Below are 18,332 nucleotides of genomic sequence, written 5' to 3'. Positions count from 1 at the left end.
GTTCGCACCGGGCCGGCCCTCTTCGCACGTCCGGACCGCGGGGTCAGCGGCGGGACCCGGCCGCGGGCGGGGCGAGCCGGGCGAAGCGGACGCGGCCGCCGATCTCCACGCTGCCGTCGGGGCCCGGGGCGGTGAGGATCTGGGAGCCCGCGCCCTGGATGATGTTGAGGGCGCGGCCCAGCTGGGCGGTGAGCAGGATCGCCGCCGAGCCGGTGGCCTCGTCCTCGGCGATGACCCCGTCGGCGCGGCGCGGGAAGCCGCGGGCCCGTACGCGCCCGGCGGTCTCGTCCTCCCAGGCCCACGCGTAGAGCCAGCCCTCGCCCGGCGGCGGGGCCGGCAGCGCCTCGACCTCGGCGACCGATGCGTACTGCTCGGTGTGCTTGCCCTCGACCCACTCGGGGCGGGCCGTGATCCAGGTGAACTCCCCGTCGTCGCGTGCCCATACGGGCCCGGCCGGCGGCCGGAGCTCCTCGATGTCCAGCAGCCAGGCCAGCCCGACCAGCGGATGTCCGGCGAAGGACATCCGCGTGCCGGGCGTGCGGATGTCGACGATCCCGCGCTCGGGATCGTCGACGAACACCGTCTCGCTGTAGCCGAGTTCGGCGGCCAGGGCCTGCCGCGACGCATCGTCGGGGCAGGCCCGGCCGTCACGTACGACACCGAGCAGGTTGCCGTGCCTGCCGTCGCCCGCGCAGAAGACCCTCAACACGTCGAGTTGATCGTTCACGCGGGCATTCAAGCACGGGTCAGCGCTGGGCCATGCGCCGCCTGCGGGCGAGGAAGACCGCACCGGCACCGGCCGCTATCACGGCGCCGGAGGTGCCGAGGAGGGCTCCGGCCGGGATCTCGGCGCCGGTGGCGGCGAGGTTGCCGCCGACGGTGGCCGCGGTGGCTCCGGTACCGCCCGTGCCGCCCGTGGTGCCGGTGCCCCCGGTGCCGCCGGGGAGGGTGGCGTCCTTGTCCACCGCCACGGAGACGGTGAGCGGGTCGATCGCGTCCCCGGCCTTGTACATGGAGCCGGTGGTGTCGTTGGCGAAGGCGGCCGCGCCCTCGGAGGTGAAGGCCGCCGGAACCGCGTTCAGCGCCAGGACGCCGTCCTTGGTCTTGTAGTCCGTCTTCGACAGGTCGAGCGTGGCGAAGGGGACGGCCGTCTTGCTGCCGGAGGCGTTCTTGACGTCCACGTAGAGCGTGCCGGTCTTGCCGGTGGCCGCGACGCGGGGGTTGGCGAAGGCCATGTCGATGCCGTGAGCGGCGTACTGGAAGCGCAGATTGCCCTCGAAGGAGACGTCCAGCGTCTGCTTCTTCGCGTCGAGCTCGCCCTTGCCGAGGGCGAAGTCGTAGAGGTCGCCGTTCTTGGCGGCGCCGCCGGCCGGGGTGATCGAGCCCGCGCTCAGGACGTACTTGCGGAAGGACTCCTTCACGCCCCACGTCAGCTTGGCGCTGAGGACCTTCTGCGGGCCGTCGGCCGGAACCGTCGGCTTCCCGGTGGGGGTCGCCGACTTCGTCGGGGTCGGGGACGGGCTCTGCGACTGCGACGGGGTCGGCGTCGGGGTGGGGGTCGGGGTCGGCGGGGCGGGCTTCTCGAACTCCAGCTTCGCGGTGAGCGGGTCGCCCGCCTTGTTCTCGTACGAGGCCGAACCGAGGGCGTCCGCGGCCTCCTTGGTGAGGGTGGTCCCCAGGTTGGCCATCGACTGGCCGGCGAAGGCCACGGCGGCCAGCGGCACGTCCTGGGTCGTGGCGCCGCCCTTGGTGACGTCCGCGGTGAGCTTCTTGGTGCCCGTGTCGATGCGGAAGTCCGAGAGCTTGACCTCGAAGCCGTGGCCGGTCGGCGGGGCGGGCGAGGAGAAGGTGACGCTGCCCTTGAAGGCGGCCTTCACGACGTGGCCGGCGGCGGGCTCGTACTGTCCGGTCGGCTCGCCGAACCGCAGGGTGCCGTCCTGGTTCTGCGTGGCGCCGTCCGCCACGGTGATGGTGCCCTTGGCCATGCCCGTCACGTAGGCGCGGTAGCTGGCGAGCACGCCCCAGTCGAGGGTGCCGCCGACGATCTTCACCGGGGCGGTCGGGGGGCCGCCCGCGGCGTTCGCGGGCAGGACCGGGGCGGTGGCGCCGAGGGCGGCGGCGGTGAGGACGGCGGCCGCGGCGGCGATCGGGCGGCGGTGGGACGACATGGCTGAGAACTCCTGGCAAGAGATACGGGAGAAGGGGGAGGGGGAGCGGGAGGCGGCGCGGCAGCCGTTACGGGGTTTCGGACCCGGCGCTGGCGGTGGTTCCGGCCTCGGCATCGCGCGCGGCTTCGGCCTGGGCCTGGGCGCGGCGCTTGCGGAGCACGAGGAGGACGCCGGCGGCGGCGAGTGCCAGCACGGCCACGGCCAGGGCGATGTACAGCCCCGTGTTCGAGGACTTCGCGGCCTTGGCGGCCGCCTCGGGGGAGGCGCTGGGTTCGGGCGAGGGTGCGGCCGTGGAGCCCAGGTCGGGCAGCGCGGGCAGCTTCGCGGTGGAGTCGAGGGCGATCGCGAGCGAGACGGGGTCCATCTCGGTGCCCGCCTTGTACATGGCGTTGAAGGCCTGGGAGCCGCCCTCGGTGAGGGTGGCGGGGGCCTCGGTGAGGGTGGCCAGGCCGCCCTCGGTCTTCAGGGCCTTGGCGTCGAACTCGACCAGCGCGACGGCGTTCTTCGTCGCGCCGCCGGAGGTGACGTCGGCGGACAGGACGCCCTTGCCGTTCTCCACGGTGACGCGCACCGCGCCGAGCTTCAGGTCCAGATGGGCGCCGGTGAAGTGGACGGTACCGGCGAAGGCGGCGTCAAGAGTGCCTTTCCCGCCGTCGTACGCGCCCTTGCCCTGTGCGAAACGGAACAGCGCGCCGCCGTCCTGGGCGCCCTCCGCGAGGGTCCACTTGCCCTGGCCGACCGAACCGGAGACGTACTCGCGGAAGGTGCGGCGCACGCCCCAGTCGACGGCGGCGTCGGTGAAGGCACCGGGCGTCTGCGGGGTCTCCGCTGACGTGCTCGGCTGCGGGCTGGGCGACTGCGAAGGCTGCGCGGACGGGGCGGTCTTGACGTCGGCGGAGAGCGTGACGGGGTCGAGCTGCGCGCCGGCCGCGTAGTAGCCGGCGAAGGCCTTGGCGCCCTGTTCGGTGAGGGTGGCCGGGACGTTCGTGAGGGTCAGCGGGCCGGTGGCGCCCTTCATGTCGACCCCGCGCAGGCCCAGGGTCGCGAACGGCACCTGGGACTGGTTGGTGACCGCGCCGGTGTCCTTGGCCTTGCTGGAGACGTCCACGTACAGGGTGCCGCTACCGCCGTTGATCTTGACGGTGGGGCGGCTGACGGTCATGTCCAGCTCGTAGACCCCGTCGGGCTTCTGGTGGCCCTGGAAGGTCACCCCGCCCGAGTACGAGGCCTCGAAGGCCCCTGACTCCGGGTCATAGGAGCCGGTCGCCGTGTGGAAACGGAACAGGCTGCCGCCCACGGTGGCGGCTCCGTTCTTCAGCTTGAAACTTCCTTTTGCCACTGGACCCGTGACATAAGTCTGGAAGGACGATTTGATGCCCCAGTCGAGTCGACCTCCCTGCACGGTGCCCGCCCGGGCGACGGTGGCCGGGAGCAGCGCCCCCAGCAGGGCCGCCAACAGGGCGACGGCGAACGTACGGGCGGGTCTTGTGGGCATGACTGCCCCCTCCAGGGTCTAGCGAGCAAGGTTAGGCTAACCTAAGCTAACCACGCCGGATGGGAAACCCCCGGTCACCACAAACCTCAGTCGGACGATCAGGACGGTGCCTTCGTGCCTACGCCCGCCGCGTCACACCGCTTCCCCCGTCTCGCTCTCGCCGTGGCAGCACTGGCACTCGCGCTGACGGCCTGCGGAGATACGGCCACCCTTCCGGGCCTATCCGCCCACACCGCCGCGGCACCGGACCGCGTGGAACCACTCACGCCGGCTCCCCAGCCCGCGCTGCCCGCGACGGTGCCCTCGGCCGACGGCACCTCGGTCACCATCACCTCGGCGGACCGCGTCATCCCGCTGACCGGCAGCCTCAACGAGATCGTCCACACCCTGGGCCTCGGCGAGAAGGTGGTCGCCAAGGACATCACCGCCACCTTCGAACAGGCCGCCGCACTGCCGGTGGTGACACGTGGCCACGACGTCTCCGCCGAGAGCGTGCTCTCGCTGCGCCCGACGCTGGTCCTCGCGGAGACCACCACGGGCCCCGCCGAGGCCGTCCAGCAGATCCGCGACGCGGGCGTCCCCGTCCTCGTCATCGCCCCCGCCAAGGCGCTGGAGGACGTACCGAAGCGGATCGACGCGGTCGCCGCCGCACTCGGGGTCACCGACGCCGGCACCCGACTGAACCAGCGCACCGCCGACCGGATCGCCGCCGTCCGCAAGGAGATCCCGGCCGCCTCCGGCAAGAAGCCCCGGGTCGCCTTCCTCTACCTGCGCGGCACCGCCTCGGTCTACCTGCTCGGCGGATCCGACTCCGGAGCGGCCTCGCTGCTGGAGGCGGCCGGCGCCGTCGACACCGGCAAGGAGTCCGGTCTCGGCAAGGACTTCACCCCGATCACCAGCGAGGCCCTGGCCGCCGCCGCCCCCGACGCGATCCTCGTCATGTCCAAGGGCCTCGAATCGGTCGGCGGCATCGACGGCCTGACGAAGATCCCGGGCGTCGCCCAGACCCCGGCCGGCATGGACCGCCGCGTCGTCACCGTTGACGACGGCGTCCTGCTCAACTACGGCCCGCGCACCGACCAGGTGCTGTCCTCCCTGATCACCCAGCTCTACAGCAAGGCCGCTTGACGTGACCCTCCCCGACAGACGGGCCTCCCTGCTCACCACGGCCCTCGTCGTCAGCCTGCTCGTACTCGCCCTGGTATCCGCCGGAACCGGCGCCTACCGCATACCCCTCGGGGACGTCATCGCCTCCGTCCAGCACCACATGGGGCTGGGCGGAGCACCCCTCGACCGGGTCGGGGAGAGCGTCCTGTGGAACGTGCGCCTGCCCCGCGTCGTCCTCGCGCTGCTCGTCGGCGCGAGCCTGGGCTGCGCGGGCGCCCTCATGCAGGGCGTCTTCGGCAACCCCCTGGCCGAGCCCGGCGTCATCGGGATCTCGGCCGGCGCCGCGGTCGGCGCGGTCGCCGCCATCGGGCTCGGGCTCAGCTTCTTCGGCAACTGGACCATCACCGTCTGCGCGTTCGTCGCCGGCCTGGTCACCGTGGCCTCCGTCTACTTCCTCTCCCGCAACGGCGGCAAGACCGAGGTCGTCACGCTCATCCTCACCGGCATCGCCGTCAACGCCTTCGCGGGCGCCCTCATCGGCCTGTTCGTCTTCTTCGCCGACAGCGGCCAGGTCAACCAGATCACCTTCTGGCAGCTCGGCTCCCTCGCCCAGGCCACCTGGCCCAAGGTGCTCGCCGTACTCCCCTGCGCCCTGGCCGGCCTGCTCATCGCCCCCTTCTACTCCCGCCGCCTCGACCTGCTCTCCCTCGGCGAACGCCCCGCCCGCCACCTCGGCATCGACGTCGAGCGGCTGCGCCTCGCCCTCATCCTGGTCGTGGCCCTGCTCACCGCCGCCGCCGTGGCCGTGGCCGGCATCATCACCTTCGTCGGGCTGCTCGTCCCGCACCTGCTGCGGATGGCCAACGGCCCCGGCCACCGCTTCCTGGTGCCCGGCAGCGCACTGGCCGGGGCCCTGGTCCTGGTCGCGGGCGACCTGGCCGCCCGTACCCTCGCCCAGCCCGCCGAGCTGCCGCTCGGCGTCCTGACCGCCCTGCTCGGCAGCCCGTTCTTCTTCTGGCTGCTGCGCCGCACCCGCCGCAAGCAAGGAGGCTGGGCGTGACCGAAGTGACCCGCAGGCTCGCCGGGCTGCTCTCCCGGAACCGGCGGACCGTCCCGGCCCGCCCCGCCCCCGGATCGGACCTCGCCGAGATCTCCGGCCTGCACGTGCGGCTCGGCCGGCGCGAGGTCCTGGCCGGCATCGACCTGACCGCCCGGGCCGGGGAGGTGCTGGCCCTGGTCGGCCCCAACGGCGCGGGCAAGTCCACGCTGCTGGCCGCGCTCGCCGCCGACCTGCCGGCCGCCTCCGGGGAGATCAGGATCGACGGCCGCCCGGTGCACGAGTGGTCCGCCCCCGACCTGGCGCTGCGCCGCTCCGTGCTGCCGCAGTCGGCCGCGCTGTCCTTCCCCTTCCCCGTCGCGGACGTCGTACGGATGGGCCGCGCGCCCTGGGCCGGCACCCCGTTCGCCGACGCGGACGAGGAGGCGGTGGCCGCCGCCATGGCCGCCACCGAGGTCACCGATTTCGCCGAGCGGCCCTTCTCCGCGCTCTCCGGCGGCGAACGGGCCCGCGTCGCGCTGGCCCGCGTACTGGCCCAGCGGGCGCCGCTGCTGCTCCTCGACGAGCCCACCGCCGCCCTGGACCTGCGCCACCAGGAGCTCGTGCTGCGGATCTGCCGTCAGCAGGCCGCCGCCGGGGACGCGGTGGTCGTCGTCCTGCACGACCTGGGACTGGCCGCCGCCTACGCGGACCGGGCCGCGATCCTGCACGACGGGCGGATCGCGGCGGCCGGGCCGCCCGCCGAGGTGTTCGAGGACGCGCTGCTCAGCCGCGTCTACCGGCAGCCCGTGGAGGTGCTCCCCCACCCGCACACCGGCGCACCGCTGGTGGTCCCGGTCCGGGGCGAGGCGGCCTGACGGCGCGACCCGGCCGGCCGTGGCGAGGCCTGACCCGGCCTCACCACAGCCGGTCGGTGCTCCCCGGGTACAGCGGGACGCGGATGCCCGTGAAAGCGGCCCGGTCCAAGTCCGGTTCGGCCGTGAAGAAGGCCGCGACCACCACCTTGTCGAAGCCCGGCGCGTCGGTGGCCAGCGGCTCCCCGGGCGTCCCGCCGACCAGGACCGTGCCGGGCAGCGGCGGGAAGCCGGCCGCCCCGTAGAACGCCGCCAGCGGCCCGTCGCAGCTGAACAGGGCCAGGTCCACGGCCGGATCGGCCGCCAGCTCGGCGCGGGCCGCCGCCACCAGCCGGCCGCCGAGCCCGCGGCCCCGCAGCTCCGGCCGGGTGACCACGCCGCTCAGCCCGGCCGCGCGGTACCTCCGCCCCGCGACCTCGATCTCCTTGTACAGCAGCGCCAGCGACGCGGCCACCGTGCCGTCACCGGCCGTCAGGAGCAGGGTCCGCGGCGCCAGGGCAGGATCGTGCCCGGGCGAGGAACCCGGCCAGGCCGCGGCCTCCAGGGCGGCGACCTGGCGGGCCTGCGCCGGGGGTACGGCGGCCTCGGCGAAGCCGGCCACCCGCAGGGCCCCGGTGTCCGCGCTCACCCGATCCGCACGCCCTCGCCGCCGACCCGGACCCGCGGGTCGCCCGTGCGCAGCTCCACCGTGAGCACGCCCGGCCGGCCCATGTCGGCGCCCTGGTGGAGGGTGAGCACGGCGTCCTGCGGGACCAGGCCGAGCTCGCGGGCGTACGCGCCGAAGGCGGCCGCGGCGGCGCCCGTCGCCGGGTCCTCGACGACCCCGCCGACCGGGAAGGGGTTCCGTACGTGGAACTCCGCCGGGCCCGCGCGCCACACCAACTGCACCGTCGTCAGGTCCAGGCGCCGCATCAGCGCCTCCAGCCGGGCGAAGTCGTACGAGAGGTCCGCGAGCCGGGCCCGGGTGCCGGCGCCGAGCACCAGGTGGCGCGCTCCGGCGTAGGCGATCCGGGGCGGGAACGCCGGGTCCAGGTCCGCCGCAGGCCAGTCCAGCGCGGCCAGCGCCTCGGCGAGGTCGTCCGCGCCGATCTCCTCGGTGTGCGGCTCCACACTGGTCAGCGTGGCCCGCAGCAGCCCGTCCCGCGCGGTGACGGACACCGGGACGGTCCCCGCCCGGGTCGCCAGGAGCACCTCCCCGGGGCCGATCCGCTCCCCCAGCGCCACGGCGGTGGCGACGGTGGCGTGCCCGCAGAACGGCACCTCGGCCTTCGGGCTGAAGTAGCGCACGGTGAAGGACCGGCCCGGCTCGCCGCCCAGCCCCTCGGGCGGAGCGGTCAGGAAGGCCGTCTCGCTGTAGCCCAGTCCGGCGGCGATGCCCAGCATCGCGGAGTCGTCCAGTCCGGCCGCGTCGAGCACGACCCCGGCGGGGTTGCCGCCCGCCGGGTCGCCGGAGAAAGCCGTGTAGTGAAGCACCTCAGTCGTCATGATCGGCTCAACTGCGGGGCCCCGGCGCGCATTCCCCGGCCGCTCGGGGCCGGCTCGAGCCTCGGCCCCGACCGATGTCAGCCCCGCCCGATGTCAGCCCCGACCGATGTACGGCATCGTCGTCGCCATCACCGTCGCGAACTGCACGTTCGCCTCCAGCGGGAGCTCCGCCATGTGCAGCACCGTGCGTGCCACGTCGCCCGCGTCCATCACCGGTTCGACGGCCAGCTGCCCGTTGGCCTGGAGGATCCCGGTCTGCATCCGCTCGGTCATCTCGGTGGCCGCGTTGCCGATGTCGATCTGCCCGCAGGCGATCCGGTACGGGCGGCCGTCCAGCGACAGGGACTTGGTCAGGCCGGTCATCGCGTGCTTGGTCGCGGTGTAGGCGACGGAGTTCGGGCGCGGCACGTGCGCCGAGATCGAGCCGTTGTTGATGATGCGGCCGCCCTGCGGCTCCTGGGCCTTCATCTGGCGGAAGGCGGCCTGCGCGCACAGGAAGGAACCGGTCAGGTTGACGTCGACCACCGAGCGCCAGGCCTCGTAGGAGAGGTCCTCCAGCGGGACGCCGCCCGGGCCGAAGGTGCCCGCGTTGTTGAAGAGCAGGTCGAGACGCCCGTACCGCTCGCGGACCGCCCCGAACAGCGCAGCGACCTCGTCCGGATCGCTGACGTCCGTCCGTACGGGGAACACGTCGGCGCCGGCCCCGGCCGCCCCGGCGGTCTCCTCGAGCGGCTCCTTACGGCGGCCCGCCAGCGCCACGGACCAGCCTGCCGCGGCCAGGGTCAGGGCCACTGAACGGCCGATTCCGGAGCCGGCCCCCGTCACTACAGCGATCTTCGTCGTGGGTTCGTCCATGGGGCCGCAGAGTACGTCACACGGCGCCCCAGTCCCCGGACGTTCCGATTGCTGAGAGCATGGGTCGGTCAGGGGTGCATAAAGAAGACAAGCAGACTGGAGTTCCGCATGTCGGAGAGAGGCCCCGTGACGGCCCGCGCACACGAACCGTCACCCGAAACGCCCTCCGTCCCCACCACCGCCGCACCCCTGAAGGCCGCACGCCGCACGGGCCTGCTGGTCACCTTCATACTCGGCGGGCTCACCGCCCTCCCGCCGCTGTCCATGGACATGTACCTCCCGGCCCTGCCGGAGGTCACCAACGTCCTGCACAGCCCTGCCGCCACCATCCAGCTCACCCTCACCGCCTGCCTCGCCGGCATGGCCCTGGGCCAGCTGGTCATCGGCCCGATGAGCGACAAGTGGGGCCGCCGCAAGCCGCTGCTCATCGGCATGGTCATGTACGTCCTGGCCACCGCGATATGCGCCCTCGCCCCGACCGCCGAGCTGCTGATCGCCTTCCGCCTGATCCAGGGCCTGGCCGGCTCGGCCGCGATCGTCATCGCACGGGCCGTCGTACGCGACCTGTACGACGGGGTCGAGATGGCCCGGTTCTTCTCCAACCTGATGCTCATATCCGGCACCGCCCCGATCGTCGCCCCGCTCATCGGCGGCCAGGTGCTGCGCTTCTCCGACTGGCGCGGGGTCTTCGTCGTCCTCACCGCCGTCGGCTTCGTCCTCACCCTGATGGTGTGGCGCAGCCTCGGCGAGACCCTGCCGCCCGAGCGGCGCCAGACCGGCGGCGTCGGCGCGGCCCTGCGGACCATGCGGGGACTGCTCGGCGACCGCGTCTTCACCGGCTACACGCTGGCCGGCGGCTTCGCCTTCGCCGTGCTCTTCTCCTACATCGCCGCCTCCCCCTTCGTGGTGCAGGAGATCTACGGTGCTTCGCCCCAGGCCTTCAGCCTGCTGTTCGGCCTCAACTCCTGCGGCCTGATCGCCGTCGGCCAGATCAACGGCAAGCTGCTGGTCGGCCGCGTCGACATGGACAAGACCCTGTCCGTCGGGCTCGCCATCACCACGGCCGCCTCCGTGGCCCTGCTGCTCATGGCGACCGGGGTGTTCGGGGAGGTCGGACTGGTCCCGATCGCCGCCGCCCTGTTCGTGCTGATGTCGGCGATGGGCCTGGTGCTGCCGAACACCAACGCGCAGGCCCTCATGCGCACCCCGCACGCCGCCGGCTCGGCGTCCGCGCTGATCGGCACCTCCTCCTTCCTGGTCGGCGCGGTCGCCTCGCCGCTCGTCGGGATCGCGGGCGAGGACACGGCCGTGCCCATGGCCGTGGTGCAGCTGGTCTGCTCGCTGCTGGCCGTGGCCTGCTTCGTCGGCATGTGCCGCCCCTGGCGCAGCCGCGAGTCCGAGGTGCCCGCGGCGCCGTAAACTTCGCGGGTGAACGTCTCCGCCCCCACCACCGCCGACACCCTCCGCAGCACGCTCGGCAGGCTGCTCGACGGACTTCCGCCCAAGCAGGCCGCGGCAGCCGTCGAGCGGCTCATCGCCAGCTACCGGGGGCAGACCCCCACCGACGCACCCGTGCTGCGCGACCGCTCCGACGTGGCGGCGTACGCGGCGTACCGGATGCCCGCCACCTTCGAGGCCGTCCGGGCCGCCCTGGACGGCCTCGCCGAGGCGGCCCCGCAGTGGGCGCCAGGCTCGCACGTGGACGTGGGCGGCGGCACGGGCGCCGCGACCTGGGCGGTCGACGCCGTCTGGGACGGGCCGCGGGAGACCACGGTGCTGGACTGGGCGGAGCCCGCGCTGGCCCTGGGCCGTGAACTGGCCGCGGCCTCCCCCTCCGAGGTGCTGCGCCGCGCGGCCTGGCGGCGGGCGGTCATCGGCTCCGGGCTGACGCTGCCGGAGGCCGACCTGGTGACGGTCTCGTACGTACTGGGCGAGCTGACCCCGCAGGCCCGTACGGCCGTCGTCGCCGAGGCGGCGCGCGCCGGCCAGGCCGTGGTGATCGTCGAGCCGGGCACTCCGGAGGGGTACCTGCGCATCCGCGAGGCCCGCGACCAGCTGATCGCGGCCGGGCTGCGGGTCGCCGCCCCGTGCCCGCACGACGGGACCTGCCCGATCGAGGTCGGGCAGGACTGGTGCCACTTCTCGGCGCGGGTCAGCCGGTCCTCCCTGCACCGCAAGGTCAAGGGCGGCTCCCTGCCGTACGAGGACGAGAAGTTCAGCTACGTCGCCGCGACCCGCTTCCCGACGGAGCCGGCCACCTCCCGGATCACGCGGAAGCCGCAGATCCGGAAGGGGCTGGTCCTGCTGGAGCTGTGCGGCCCCCAGGGCGAGGGCCTGACCCGGGCCACCGTGACCAAGCGCCACGGCGACCTCTACAAGGCGGCGCGGGACGCCGACTGGGGCCAGGGCTGGCCGCCGCCCGCCTCCGAGGACTAGGACGCCGGGCCCCGGGGACCCGGGGAACCCGGGGCCCTGAAGCCTGGTCTCCCTAGGGCCTCAGCTCCTGGGTGCAGCACTTCACGCTGCCGCCGCCCTTGAGCAGCTCGCCCAGGTCCATCGGCACCGGCTCGAACCCCCGGTCCCGCAGCGGGGCCAGCAGCCCGGTCGCCGCCTGCGGGAGCAGCACGTGCCGGCCGTCGGAGACCGCGTTCATGCCCAGGGCCGCCGCGTCCTCGTCCCCGGCGAGCAGCGCGTCGGGGAAGAGGCGTTTGAGCACGGCCTGACTGCCCGGCGAGAAGGCCGCCGGGTGGTACATGACCTCGTCCCCGTCCAGGACGCACAGGGCCGTGTCCAGGTGGTAGTAGCGCGGGTCCACCAGGTCGAGGCCGATGACGGGACGGCCGAAGAACTCCTGTGCCTCGTCGTGCGAGAGCGGGCTGGAGCGGAAGCCCCGGCCGGCCAGGAGGTAGCTGGCGGTGACGGCGAAGTCGCCCTCGCCCTCGTTGACGTGGGACGGCTCGTGGACGTCCCGGTAGCCGTGGCCGCGGAACCACTCCAGGTGGATCTCGGCCTCGGCGGCCCGCTCCGGATAGGCGAACCGGGCCCCGAGCACCCGGCCGTCGACGACGAGCGCCCCGTTCGCCGCGAACACCATGTCGGGCAGCTCGGGGTGCGGTTCGAGGGTTTCGACGGTGTGCCCGAGGGAGCGGTAGCGGTCCCTCAGGTCCTCCCACTGGGCGAGGGCGAGGGGCAGGTCCACCGGTTTCGTGGGATCCATCCACGGATTGATGGAGTAGGTGACCTTGAAGTGCACGGGTGGGCACATCAGATAGCGCCGGGGTGTGGCGTCTCTGCGCAAAGAAGGCTCCTCACGACTTACGGCGAGTGTGGAGAGAATCGTCTCTCCTCACGCCGGACACCGCAGTGAACTGATTGGGTGGTTTAACGGACAAGAGGAAGACGAGACGTCTCGATTGGTAGTTTCAGGACATGACCAAGACCCCTGACGCCACCCGCCGCAGCGACCGCTCCCGGCGGGCCATCCTCGACGCCGCGCTCGCACTGGTCGGGGAGGTCGGCTACAACAAGCTGACCATCGAGGCGATCGCCGCCCGGGCCGGGGTCGGCAAGCAGACCATCTACCGCTGGTGGCCCTCCAAGGCGGCCGTCCTCCTCGACGCCTCGCTCTCGCTCGCCGGCGAGGCCGAGACGGAGGGCCAGTGGACGGGCTTCCCCGACACCGGGGACCTCGCGGCCGACCTGAAGTACGTCCTGCGGGCGACGGTGGACGAGCTGTGCGACGAGAAGTACGCCGCCCCCGCGCGCGCCCTGACGGCGGCCGGGGCCACCGACCCCGAGCTCGGAGCCCGTTTCAACGAACGGCTGCTGGAGCCGCAGCTCGCCCTGTACGAGGCGCGGTTGCGCTCGGCCCGCGAGGCCGGCCAGCTGGCACCGGACACCGATCTGCGGCTGACGGTGGAGATGCTGCTGGGCCCGCTCACCTACCGCTGGCTGCTGCGGACACAGCCGCTGACGCACGCCTTCGCCGACGCGCTGGTGGACCGGGTACTGGGCGGGGTGGCCAACGTCACCAGCCGCTGACCGGAATTGAAATGGCTGAATTCTGTGCTTATGTGGGGGTTGCCGGTCACCCATCCCCAACCCCCCGGTCACCGAGACCGGTCACCCGGGGCGCAGGATGGTGGGACCATGTGAAGGTCCGCCGGGGATACGGTGAGGTGAGGGGATAGATGGGGTCTGAGTCCGGCCGCGTCAAACGCGGCGAGCAGAGCAGGATTTCCCAGTGGCTGCGCCGGCGGCAGAAACCCATCGCCGAGGACCCCGGGAAAGAGCGCGAGGCGCTCCTCCTGGCCGTCGCCGCCGCCGGTCTGCCGCTCGCACCCGCCGCCCATCCCGCCGGTTACCGATGTTCGTGCGACCGGATCGGCTGTCCGACCCCCGCACGCCACCCGCTCTCCTTCGCCTGGCAGACCCAGTCGACCACCGACCGCGCGCAGGTCGAACGGTGGGCGCGCAACCAGCCCCAGGCCAACTTCATCACCGCGACGGGCATGGTCCACGACGTCCTGGACGTCCCCCTGGAAGCGGGCACGGCCGCCCTCGCCCGCCTGCTGGAAGCGGGCATCGAGGTCGGGCCGGTCGCCGAGTCGGGCGGCACCGGGGAACAGGCCCGGATGCTCTTTTTCACCGCCACCCGCGGTACTCCCGAGGACGAGGACGAGTGGTGGCCCTGCGAACTGGACTGCCATCCCGAGACGATGGACGAGCACCCCGGCCTGCGGTGGCACTGCCGCGGCAGCTACGTCCTGGTGCCGCCGGCGGCCCTGCCGGGTGACGAGGCCGTGACCTGGCTCCGGGGCATGGAGCACCCCCTCCCGGACCCCCTCACCCTCCTCGAAACCCTGACGGACGCCTGCGCCACGTACGCGGGCACCGCAAACCTCACCCCAGCCGCCGTAGCCTGGCCCCTGGGCCACTAGCCCCCTGGGGCTCCGCCCCAGCCCCCGCGCCTCAAACGCCGGCGGGGCTGGAGTCGCCCCCGAGTATGCACGTGCGGGCACAGGATCGGGGCTCTGCCCCGGACCCCGCGCCTCAAACGCCGGCGGGGCTGGTTTTCGCCTCCCCGACGCCACACGTGCGGGCACAAGACCGGGGTCCACGCCCGAAGAATCCTGCCGGGCCATATCCAGCCTCGCCGGCGTTTGAGGCGCGGGGTCCGGGGCGGAGCCCCGATTTTGTGCCCGCAGAGGCAGGCCGGGGTCCGTCACATTCAGCCTCGCCGGCGATTGAGGCGCGGGGTGCGGGGCGGAGCCCCGGGGGCGGCCCGGCGGGGGTCAGTGGTGGATCTGGGTGACCACCACGTCCAGACCCCAGGCCCGGCCCGCCTTCGCCGGCGCATCGGTCTCGACCACGTAGCCCAGCCCCCGCAGGACCTCGACCAGTTCGCCCGGCGAAGCCGGAGCGGCTCCCGCGAGCAACAGGTCCCGCACCAGCCGGCCCTTCGTCGCCTTGTTGAAGTGGCTCACCACGGACCGCTTCTCCACCCCGTCCACCACCTGCGAGTGCAGCACCCGCACGGTGGCCGTCCGCCCCGCCACCTCCCCCTTCGGCTTCCACGCCGAGGCGTACGCCGCCGACCGCAGGTCCAGCACCAGCCCCTCCCCGGCAACGGCCGGCAGCACCTCCGCCATCGGCCCCCGCCAGTACGCCCCCAGCGCACCGCGCCCCGGCAGCTTCACGCCCATCGAGCAGCGGTACGACGGGATCCGGTCGGTGATCCGCACCGCACCCCACAGCCCCGAGAACACCAGCAGCGACTCCTCGGCCCGCGCTCGCGCCACCGGCGTCAGGTCCGCCAGCCCCAGCGCGTCGTACAGCACGCCGGTGTAGATCTCCCCGGCCGGCCGGGCCGGGGCCGACCGCAGCTCCGCGTTCTTCGCGACCTCGCCGCGCAGGCCCTCGCTCAGGCCCAGCACCTCGCGCGCCTTGAGCTCGTCGGCCGCGCACAGTTCGACCAGTTCGTCCAGGACCCCCGCACGGGCCTCGGCCAGACCGGGCAGCGACAGCGACTCCGGCTTCAGGGGAGCGCCGGAGCCGCCGGCGGCCTTTCCTTCGGACGGCGGCAGCAGCACGAGCACGGTGGATCTCCTTCGGTACGACACGGCGCAGGGGATGCGGCCCCCGAGCCAGGGTAGACGGCCCGGGCGCCCCGCCCCGTCCCTCGGCCCCGGCCGCCGCCCGGCCACGACCGAAGCCGCCCGAACCGCGCATATCGCCCGGCCAGGGCCTAGGCTCGGTCCATGCCACGCCGCCACATGCACATGACCGGCGCGGAGGGGGCTGCCCTGCGGGCCGCCCTGCGCGCACTGCGGACCAAGCTGGACGTGCCGGAGGAGTTCCCGGCCGAGGTGCTCGCCGAGGCCGAGCGGGCCGCCCGCGAACCCCGCCTGCCCGACACCGACGCCACCGACCTCCCCCTCTTCACCGTCGACCCGCCGGCCTCGCGCGACCTCGACCAGGCCATGCACCTGGCACGGCGGCCCGCCGGCGGCTTCCGCGTCCACTACGCCATCGCCGACGTCGCCGCCTTCGTCACCCCGGGCGGCGCGCTCGACACGGAGGCCCACCGCCGGGTCACCACCCTCTACTTCCCCGACGGCAAGGTTCCGCTGCACCCGGCCGTGCTCTCGGAGGACGCGGCCAGCCTGCTGCCCGACCGGACCCGCCCCGCACTGCTCTGGCGCCTCGACCTCGACGCCGAGGGCCGGGTGGAGACCACCGACGTCCGCCGCGCCCTCGTCCGCAGCCGGGCCAAGCTCGACTACGACGGCGTGCAGAAGGCCATCGACACCGGCACGGCCGAGGAACCCGTCGCCCTGCTCCAGGACATCGGCCGGCTCCGCGAGGCCCTCGAAGTGGAGCGCGGCGGCATCTCCCTGAACGTGCCCGAGCAGGAGGTCGTCGCCCACGACGGCTCGTACAGCCTGGCCTACCGGGCCCCGCTCCCCGCCGACGGCTGGAACGCCCAGATCTCCCTCATGACCGGCATCGCCGCCGCCGACCTGATGCTGGCCGCCGGAACCGGAATCCTGCGGACCCTCCCGCAGGCCCCCGACGGCGCCGTCGGCCGACTCCGACGGGCGGCCAAGGCCCTGCGGATCGACTGGCCGCACCACGTCCCGTACGCCGAACTCGTGCGCTCCCTCGACCCGCACCGCCCCGCCCACGCCGCCTTCCTCCAGGAGTGCACGGCCCTGCTGCGCGGCGCCGGCTACACCGTGTTCACCGGCGGCGAGACCCCGGACCCCGCGATCCACGCGGCGGTCGCGGCCCCGTACGCCCACTGCACCGCCCCGCTGCGCCGGCTCGCCGACCGGTACGCCGGCGAGCTGTGCCTGGCGGCGGTGGCCGGAGCCGAGCCCCCGCGGTGGGCGGTGGCGGCGCTGGACGCGCTGCCCAAGGAGATGGCGGACGGCGCGCGGCTGGCCAACGGGGCCGAGCGGGAGTGCGTGGACCTCGTCGAGGCCGCCCTCCTCAAGGACCGCGTCGGGGAGACCTTCGAGGCCACGGTGATCGAGGTCAAGGACCGGGAGCCGCTGGAGGGCACGGTCCACCTGGAGGACCCGGCGGTGGTCGGCCGCGTGGTGTCGACCGCGCTGGAGCTGCCGCTGGGCGAGCGGATCCGGGTCCGCCTCGCGGAGGCGGACCCGGGCACGGCGAAGGTCCTCTTCGCCCCGGCGTGACGAGGTCCGCCCGGAGGTCCGGCTACGCGGGCTGACGCAGGGCGCTGACCAGCGCGCGCGGATCGTCGGCGTGGAAGCGGATGGTCCGCGCCGCGCCGACGGCGCCGAGCGGCCGGGTGAAGGACAGCGGCCGGGTCAGCTCCAGGGTCACCGTGGTCTGGCTGCCCACGATCAGGTCGAGCTCCCCGTCCTCGGACAGCGTGACCAGCCGGCCCTGCGGATAGCGCCGGTCGACCCGGACCGAGGCCACCGCGTCCGGCGGCACGACGAGGTCGAACAGGGCCCCGTACCGGATCCGCAGCGAGCCGTCGGACCGGACCACGTGCGGCCGCGCGACACAGGCGGCGTGCAGGGCGAGCACGAGCAGGATCCCGTACACGTCCAGGACGAGCACCACCCGGTGGACGGCGGGCCAGGGGATGAGCACAGCCAGGGCGATGGTCTCGATCACCGACACGAAGACCATCCCGTACATCATGGCGGTCTGCGGCCCCGTGTACGCGGCGGCCACGTCCCCCGCCGCCACCCCGTGCTTGCGGCGCAGCACCCACCAGCCGAGGGAGGCCGTGGCGCGCAGCTCGTGCCGCAGCAGCCGCCGGACCTGGACGGGGACAACCGTGTGCACTGCCTCCCGCCGGGCCTCGCGGGGCGCCGCTCCCCGGGCGCGGGCGGCGGCGTACAGCGAGCGCAGCACCCAGGCCTCCAGCAGGAGTACGGCGAGCACCAGGGCCTCGGCGGCCGCCACCGCCCACCCGGGCAGCCGTACGCCCGCGACCAGGCAGCACACCAGCACCAGTTCCCCCGGTATGACGGCCGCGGCCGCCGTCCGTGCCACCCGTACCCCGTTCATCCCCGGCCCCTCTCCATGAACGCCTCCATCACCCGGCGGACGACTTCCGCCTGCGCGGGCTCGAACTCGGCGAGCAGCGCCTCCTTGAACCCCGGTACGACCGGCCCGCCCTCGGCCGGTACCGCCGCGAACACCTCGTCCGGCACGGCCGCGACCAGTTCCGCCGCCAGCACCGGGATCCGCGGATCGTCCGCGGGGGCGTCGGCGAGCTCGTCCAGCCGCTCGTACAGGGCCAGCACCGCGGGATCGGCCGCAAGCGGCCCGAGCGCCGCGTACAGCTCCTCGCCGGCGGCGCCCGAGGCGTCGAGCAGCGTCAGGTGCTCGCGGTCCTTCGCGGCGGACGGCGAACCGGTGGGCGGCGCCTTGGCGAGCAGCGCGGCGAGCGCGGGCGACAGCGGCTCGGCCTCCCCGGGCGGGGCGGCCAGCAGCACGGCGAGCCGGCGCCGGCGCTCGGCGATCTCGGCCTCCTGGCGGGCCAGGTCGGCGTCGAGCTCTTCGAGTACGTCGGCCAGCTCGCGCCCGGCGTCGTCCGCGAGGACGTCGCGCACCTCGTCCAGGCTGAGCCCGAGCTCGGTGAGCCGGCGCACGCGGGCCAGCAGGACGGCGTCGCGGACGCTGTAGGCCCGGTAGCCGTTGGGGCGCCGCTCCGGTTCCGGGAGCAGCCCGACATGGTGGTAGTGCCGGATCGCCCGGGTCGTGACCCCGACGAGCGCGGCGATCTCTCCGATCCGCATGCCCCCAGTAGAAACCCTGCCGTT

At 73.8% G+C, this 18,332-nt stretch carries 18 protein-coding genes; 8 read left to right on the top strand and 10 right to left on the bottom strand.

Features of this window, described 5'->3' with window-relative positions; genetic code table 11:
• Positions 1-43: 43 nt before the first annotated feature.
• The 3 genes from ACFWP3_RS34240 to ACFWP3_RS34230 all read right to left on the bottom strand — a co-directional run bounded on the left by ACFWP3_RS34240 (position 44) and on the right by ACFWP3_RS34230 (position 3,663).
• Complete coding sequence (locus ACFWP3_RS34240; protein ID WP_384228964.1) at positions 44-727, bottom strand: PhzF family phenazine biosynthesis protein; 684 nt, start codon at positions 725-727, stop codon at positions 44-46.
• Positions 728-746: 19 nt separating this feature from the next.
• The gene (locus tag ACFWP3_RS34235) at positions 747-2,168 is read right to left on the bottom strand and encodes an HtaA domain-containing protein (RefSeq protein WP_384228962.1); all 1,422 of its coding nucleotides are present in this window, start codon (positions 2,166-2,168) and stop codon (positions 747-749) included.
• A 67-nt stretch (positions 2,169-2,235) separates the two neighbouring features.
• Positions 2,236-3,663, bottom strand: a complete 1,428-nt coding sequence (locus ACFWP3_RS34230) for an HtaA domain-containing protein (RefSeq protein ID WP_384228960.1) — start codon at positions 3,661-3,663, stop codon at positions 2,236-2,238.
• A 114-nt stretch (positions 3,664-3,777) separates the two neighbouring features.
• Between ACFWP3_RS34230 and ACFWP3_RS34225 the strand changes: the two genes are divergently transcribed.
• Genes ACFWP3_RS34225 through ACFWP3_RS34215 form a run of 3 tightly spaced genes read left to right on the top strand, consistent with a single transcriptional unit; the run spans position 3,778 to position 6,684 of the window.
• Positions 3,778-4,791 carry a hemin ABC transporter substrate-binding protein gene (locus ACFWP3_RS34225; protein ID WP_384228957.1) on the top strand — a complete coding sequence of 338 codons (1,014 nt, stop codon included), beginning with the start codon at positions 3,778-3,780 and terminating at the stop codon, positions 4,789-4,791.
• Between the two features lies 1 nt (position 4,792).
• Positions 4,793-5,830 carry a FecCD family ABC transporter permease gene (locus ACFWP3_RS34220; RefSeq protein WP_384228955.1) on the top strand — a complete coding sequence of 346 codons (1,038 nt, stop codon included), beginning with the start codon at positions 4,793-4,795 and terminating at the stop codon, positions 5,828-5,830.
• A 26-nt stretch (positions 5,831-5,856) separates the two neighbouring features.
• The gene (locus ACFWP3_RS34215) at positions 5,857-6,684 is read left to right on the top strand and encodes a heme ABC transporter ATP-binding protein (protein WP_384228970.1); all 828 of its coding nucleotides are present in this window, start codon (positions 5,857-5,859) and stop codon (positions 6,682-6,684) included.
• 40 nt (positions 6,685-6,724) lie between these two features.
• Here the strand turns inward: ACFWP3_RS34215 and ACFWP3_RS34210 are convergent, their stop codons facing one another.
• The 3 genes from ACFWP3_RS34210 to ACFWP3_RS34200 form a co-directional block, all read right to left on the bottom strand.
• Positions 6,725-7,309, bottom strand: coding sequence for a GNAT family N-acetyltransferase (locus ACFWP3_RS34210; RefSeq protein ID WP_384228953.1), 585 nt, complete (start codon positions 7,307-7,309; stop codon positions 6,725-6,727).
• Complete coding sequence (locus ACFWP3_RS34205) at positions 7,306-8,166, bottom strand: PhzF family phenazine biosynthesis protein (RefSeq protein ID WP_384228951.1); 861 nt, start codon at positions 8,164-8,166, stop codon at positions 7,306-7,308. The genes ACFWP3_RS34210 and ACFWP3_RS34205 overlap by 4 nt, the downstream gene beginning before the upstream one ends.
• A 93-nt stretch (positions 8,167-8,259) precedes the next feature.
• Entirely contained in the window at positions 8,260-9,021 is a 762-nt protein-coding gene (locus tag ACFWP3_RS34200) for an SDR family oxidoreductase (protein WP_384228949.1), read from the bottom strand.
• A gap of 108 nt (positions 9,022-9,129) precedes the next feature.
• Between ACFWP3_RS34200 and ACFWP3_RS34195 the strand changes: the two genes are divergently transcribed.
• Entirely contained in the window at positions 9,130-10,440 is a 1,311-nt protein-coding gene (locus tag ACFWP3_RS34195; protein ID WP_384228947.1) for a Bcr/CflA family multidrug efflux MFS transporter, read from the top strand.
• 9 nt (positions 10,441-10,449) lie between these two features.
• Entirely contained in the window at positions 10,450-11,457 is a 1,008-nt protein-coding gene (locus ACFWP3_RS34190) for a small ribosomal subunit Rsm22 family protein (RefSeq protein WP_384228945.1), read from the top strand.
• A 52-nt stretch (positions 11,458-11,509) separates the two neighbouring features.
• Here ACFWP3_RS34190 and ddaH read toward each other — a convergent pair whose 3' ends face one another.
• Entirely contained in the window at positions 11,510-12,358 is an 849-nt protein-coding gene (ddaH, locus tag ACFWP3_RS34185) for a dimethylargininase (RefSeq protein WP_384228968.1), read from the bottom strand.
• A 92-nt stretch (positions 12,359-12,450) separates the two neighbouring features.
• Here ddaH and ACFWP3_RS34180 point away from each other — a divergent pair, with 92 nt between their 5' ends.
• Positions 12,451-13,062 (top strand): TetR/AcrR family transcriptional regulator, encoded by a 612-nt coding sequence (locus ACFWP3_RS34180; protein WP_384228943.1) that lies wholly within the window; start codon positions 12,451-12,453, stop codon positions 13,060-13,062.
• A gap of 149 nt (positions 13,063-13,211) precedes the next feature.
• Positions 13,212-13,961, top strand: coding sequence for a bifunctional DNA primase/polymerase (locus tag ACFWP3_RS34175; RefSeq protein ID WP_384228940.1), 750 nt, complete (start codon positions 13,212-13,214; stop codon positions 13,959-13,961).
• Between the two features lie 354 nt (positions 13,962-14,315).
• Here the strand turns inward: ACFWP3_RS34175 and yaaA are convergent, their stop codons facing one another.
• Positions 14,316-15,119: a peroxide stress protein YaaA gene (yaaA, locus tag ACFWP3_RS34170; RefSeq protein WP_384228938.1), complete on the bottom strand. Its 804-nt coding sequence runs from the start codon at positions 15,117-15,119 to the stop codon at positions 14,316-14,318.
• Positions 15,120-15,281: 162 nt separating this feature from the next.
• Between yaaA and ACFWP3_RS34165 the strand changes: the two genes are divergently transcribed.
• Positions 15,282-16,724 (top strand): RNB domain-containing ribonuclease, encoded by a 1,443-nt coding sequence (locus ACFWP3_RS34165; RefSeq protein WP_384228935.1) that lies wholly within the window; start codon positions 15,282-15,284, stop codon positions 16,722-16,724.
• Positions 16,725-16,746: 22 nt separating this feature from the next.
• Here ACFWP3_RS34165 and ACFWP3_RS34160 read toward each other — a convergent pair whose 3' ends face one another.
• Together ACFWP3_RS34160 and ACFWP3_RS34155 are read right to left on the bottom strand one after the other, a co-directional pair.
• The gene (locus tag ACFWP3_RS34160; RefSeq protein ID WP_384228933.1) at positions 16,747-17,574 is read right to left on the bottom strand and encodes a hypothetical protein; all 828 of its coding nucleotides are present in this window, start codon (positions 17,572-17,574) and stop codon (positions 16,747-16,749) included.
• Positions 17,571-18,308 carry a MerR family transcriptional regulator gene (locus ACFWP3_RS34155; RefSeq protein ID WP_384228931.1) on the bottom strand — a complete coding sequence of 246 codons (738 nt, stop codon included), beginning with the start codon at positions 18,306-18,308 and terminating at the stop codon, positions 17,571-17,573. Before ACFWP3_RS34155 ends, ACFWP3_RS34160 begins: the two co-directional genes overlap by 4 nt.
• Between the last annotated feature and the right edge of the window lie 24 nt (positions 18,309-18,332).

Origin of the sequence: Streptomyces sp. NPDC058525 (genome assembly GCF_042719495.1) — a bacterium.
Classification (GTDB): domain Bacteria; phylum Actinomycetota; class Actinomycetes; order Streptomycetales; family Streptomycetaceae; genus Streptomyces.
Note: the sequence above shows the minus strand (reverse complement) of the source record. Positions and strands in the feature narration are given on the sequence as shown.

Coding starts and splice junctions, on each gene's coding strand:
- ACFWP3_RS34195 (WP_384228947.1), top strand. CDS start 9,130: ATGTCGGAGAGAGGCCCCGTGACGGCCCGCGCACACGAACCGTCACCC.
- ACFWP3_RS34230 (WP_384228960.1), bottom strand. CDS start 3,663: ATGCCCACAAGACCCGCCCGTACGTTCGCCGTCGCCCTGTTGGCGGCC.
- ACFWP3_RS34160 (WP_384228933.1), bottom strand. CDS start 17,574: ATGAACGGGGTACGGGTGGCACGGACGGCGGCCGCGGCCGTCATACCG.
- ACFWP3_RS34155 (WP_384228931.1), bottom strand. CDS start 18,308: ATGCGGATCGGAGAGATCGCCGCGCTCGTCGGGGTCACGACCCGGGCG.
- ACFWP3_RS34235 (WP_384228962.1), bottom strand. CDS start 2,168: ATGTCGTCCCACCGCCGCCCGATCGCCGCCGCGGCCGCCGTCCTCACC.
- ACFWP3_RS34180 (WP_384228943.1), top strand. CDS start 12,451: ATGACCAAGACCCCTGACGCCACCCGCCGCAGCGACCGCTCCCGGCGG.
- ACFWP3_RS34165 (WP_384228935.1), top strand. CDS start 15,282: ATGCCACGCCGCCACATGCACATGACCGGCGCGGAGGGGGCTGCCCTG.
- ACFWP3_RS34205 (WP_384228951.1), bottom strand. CDS start 8,166: ATGACGACTGAGGTGCTTCACTACACGGCTTTCTCCGGCGACCCGGCG.
- ACFWP3_RS34200 (WP_384228949.1), bottom strand. CDS start 9,021: ATGGACGAACCCACGACGAAGATCGCTGTAGTGACGGGGGCCGGCTCC.
- ACFWP3_RS34175 (WP_384228940.1), top strand. CDS start 13,212: ATGGGGTCTGAGTCCGGCCGCGTCAAACGCGGCGAGCAGAGCAGGATT.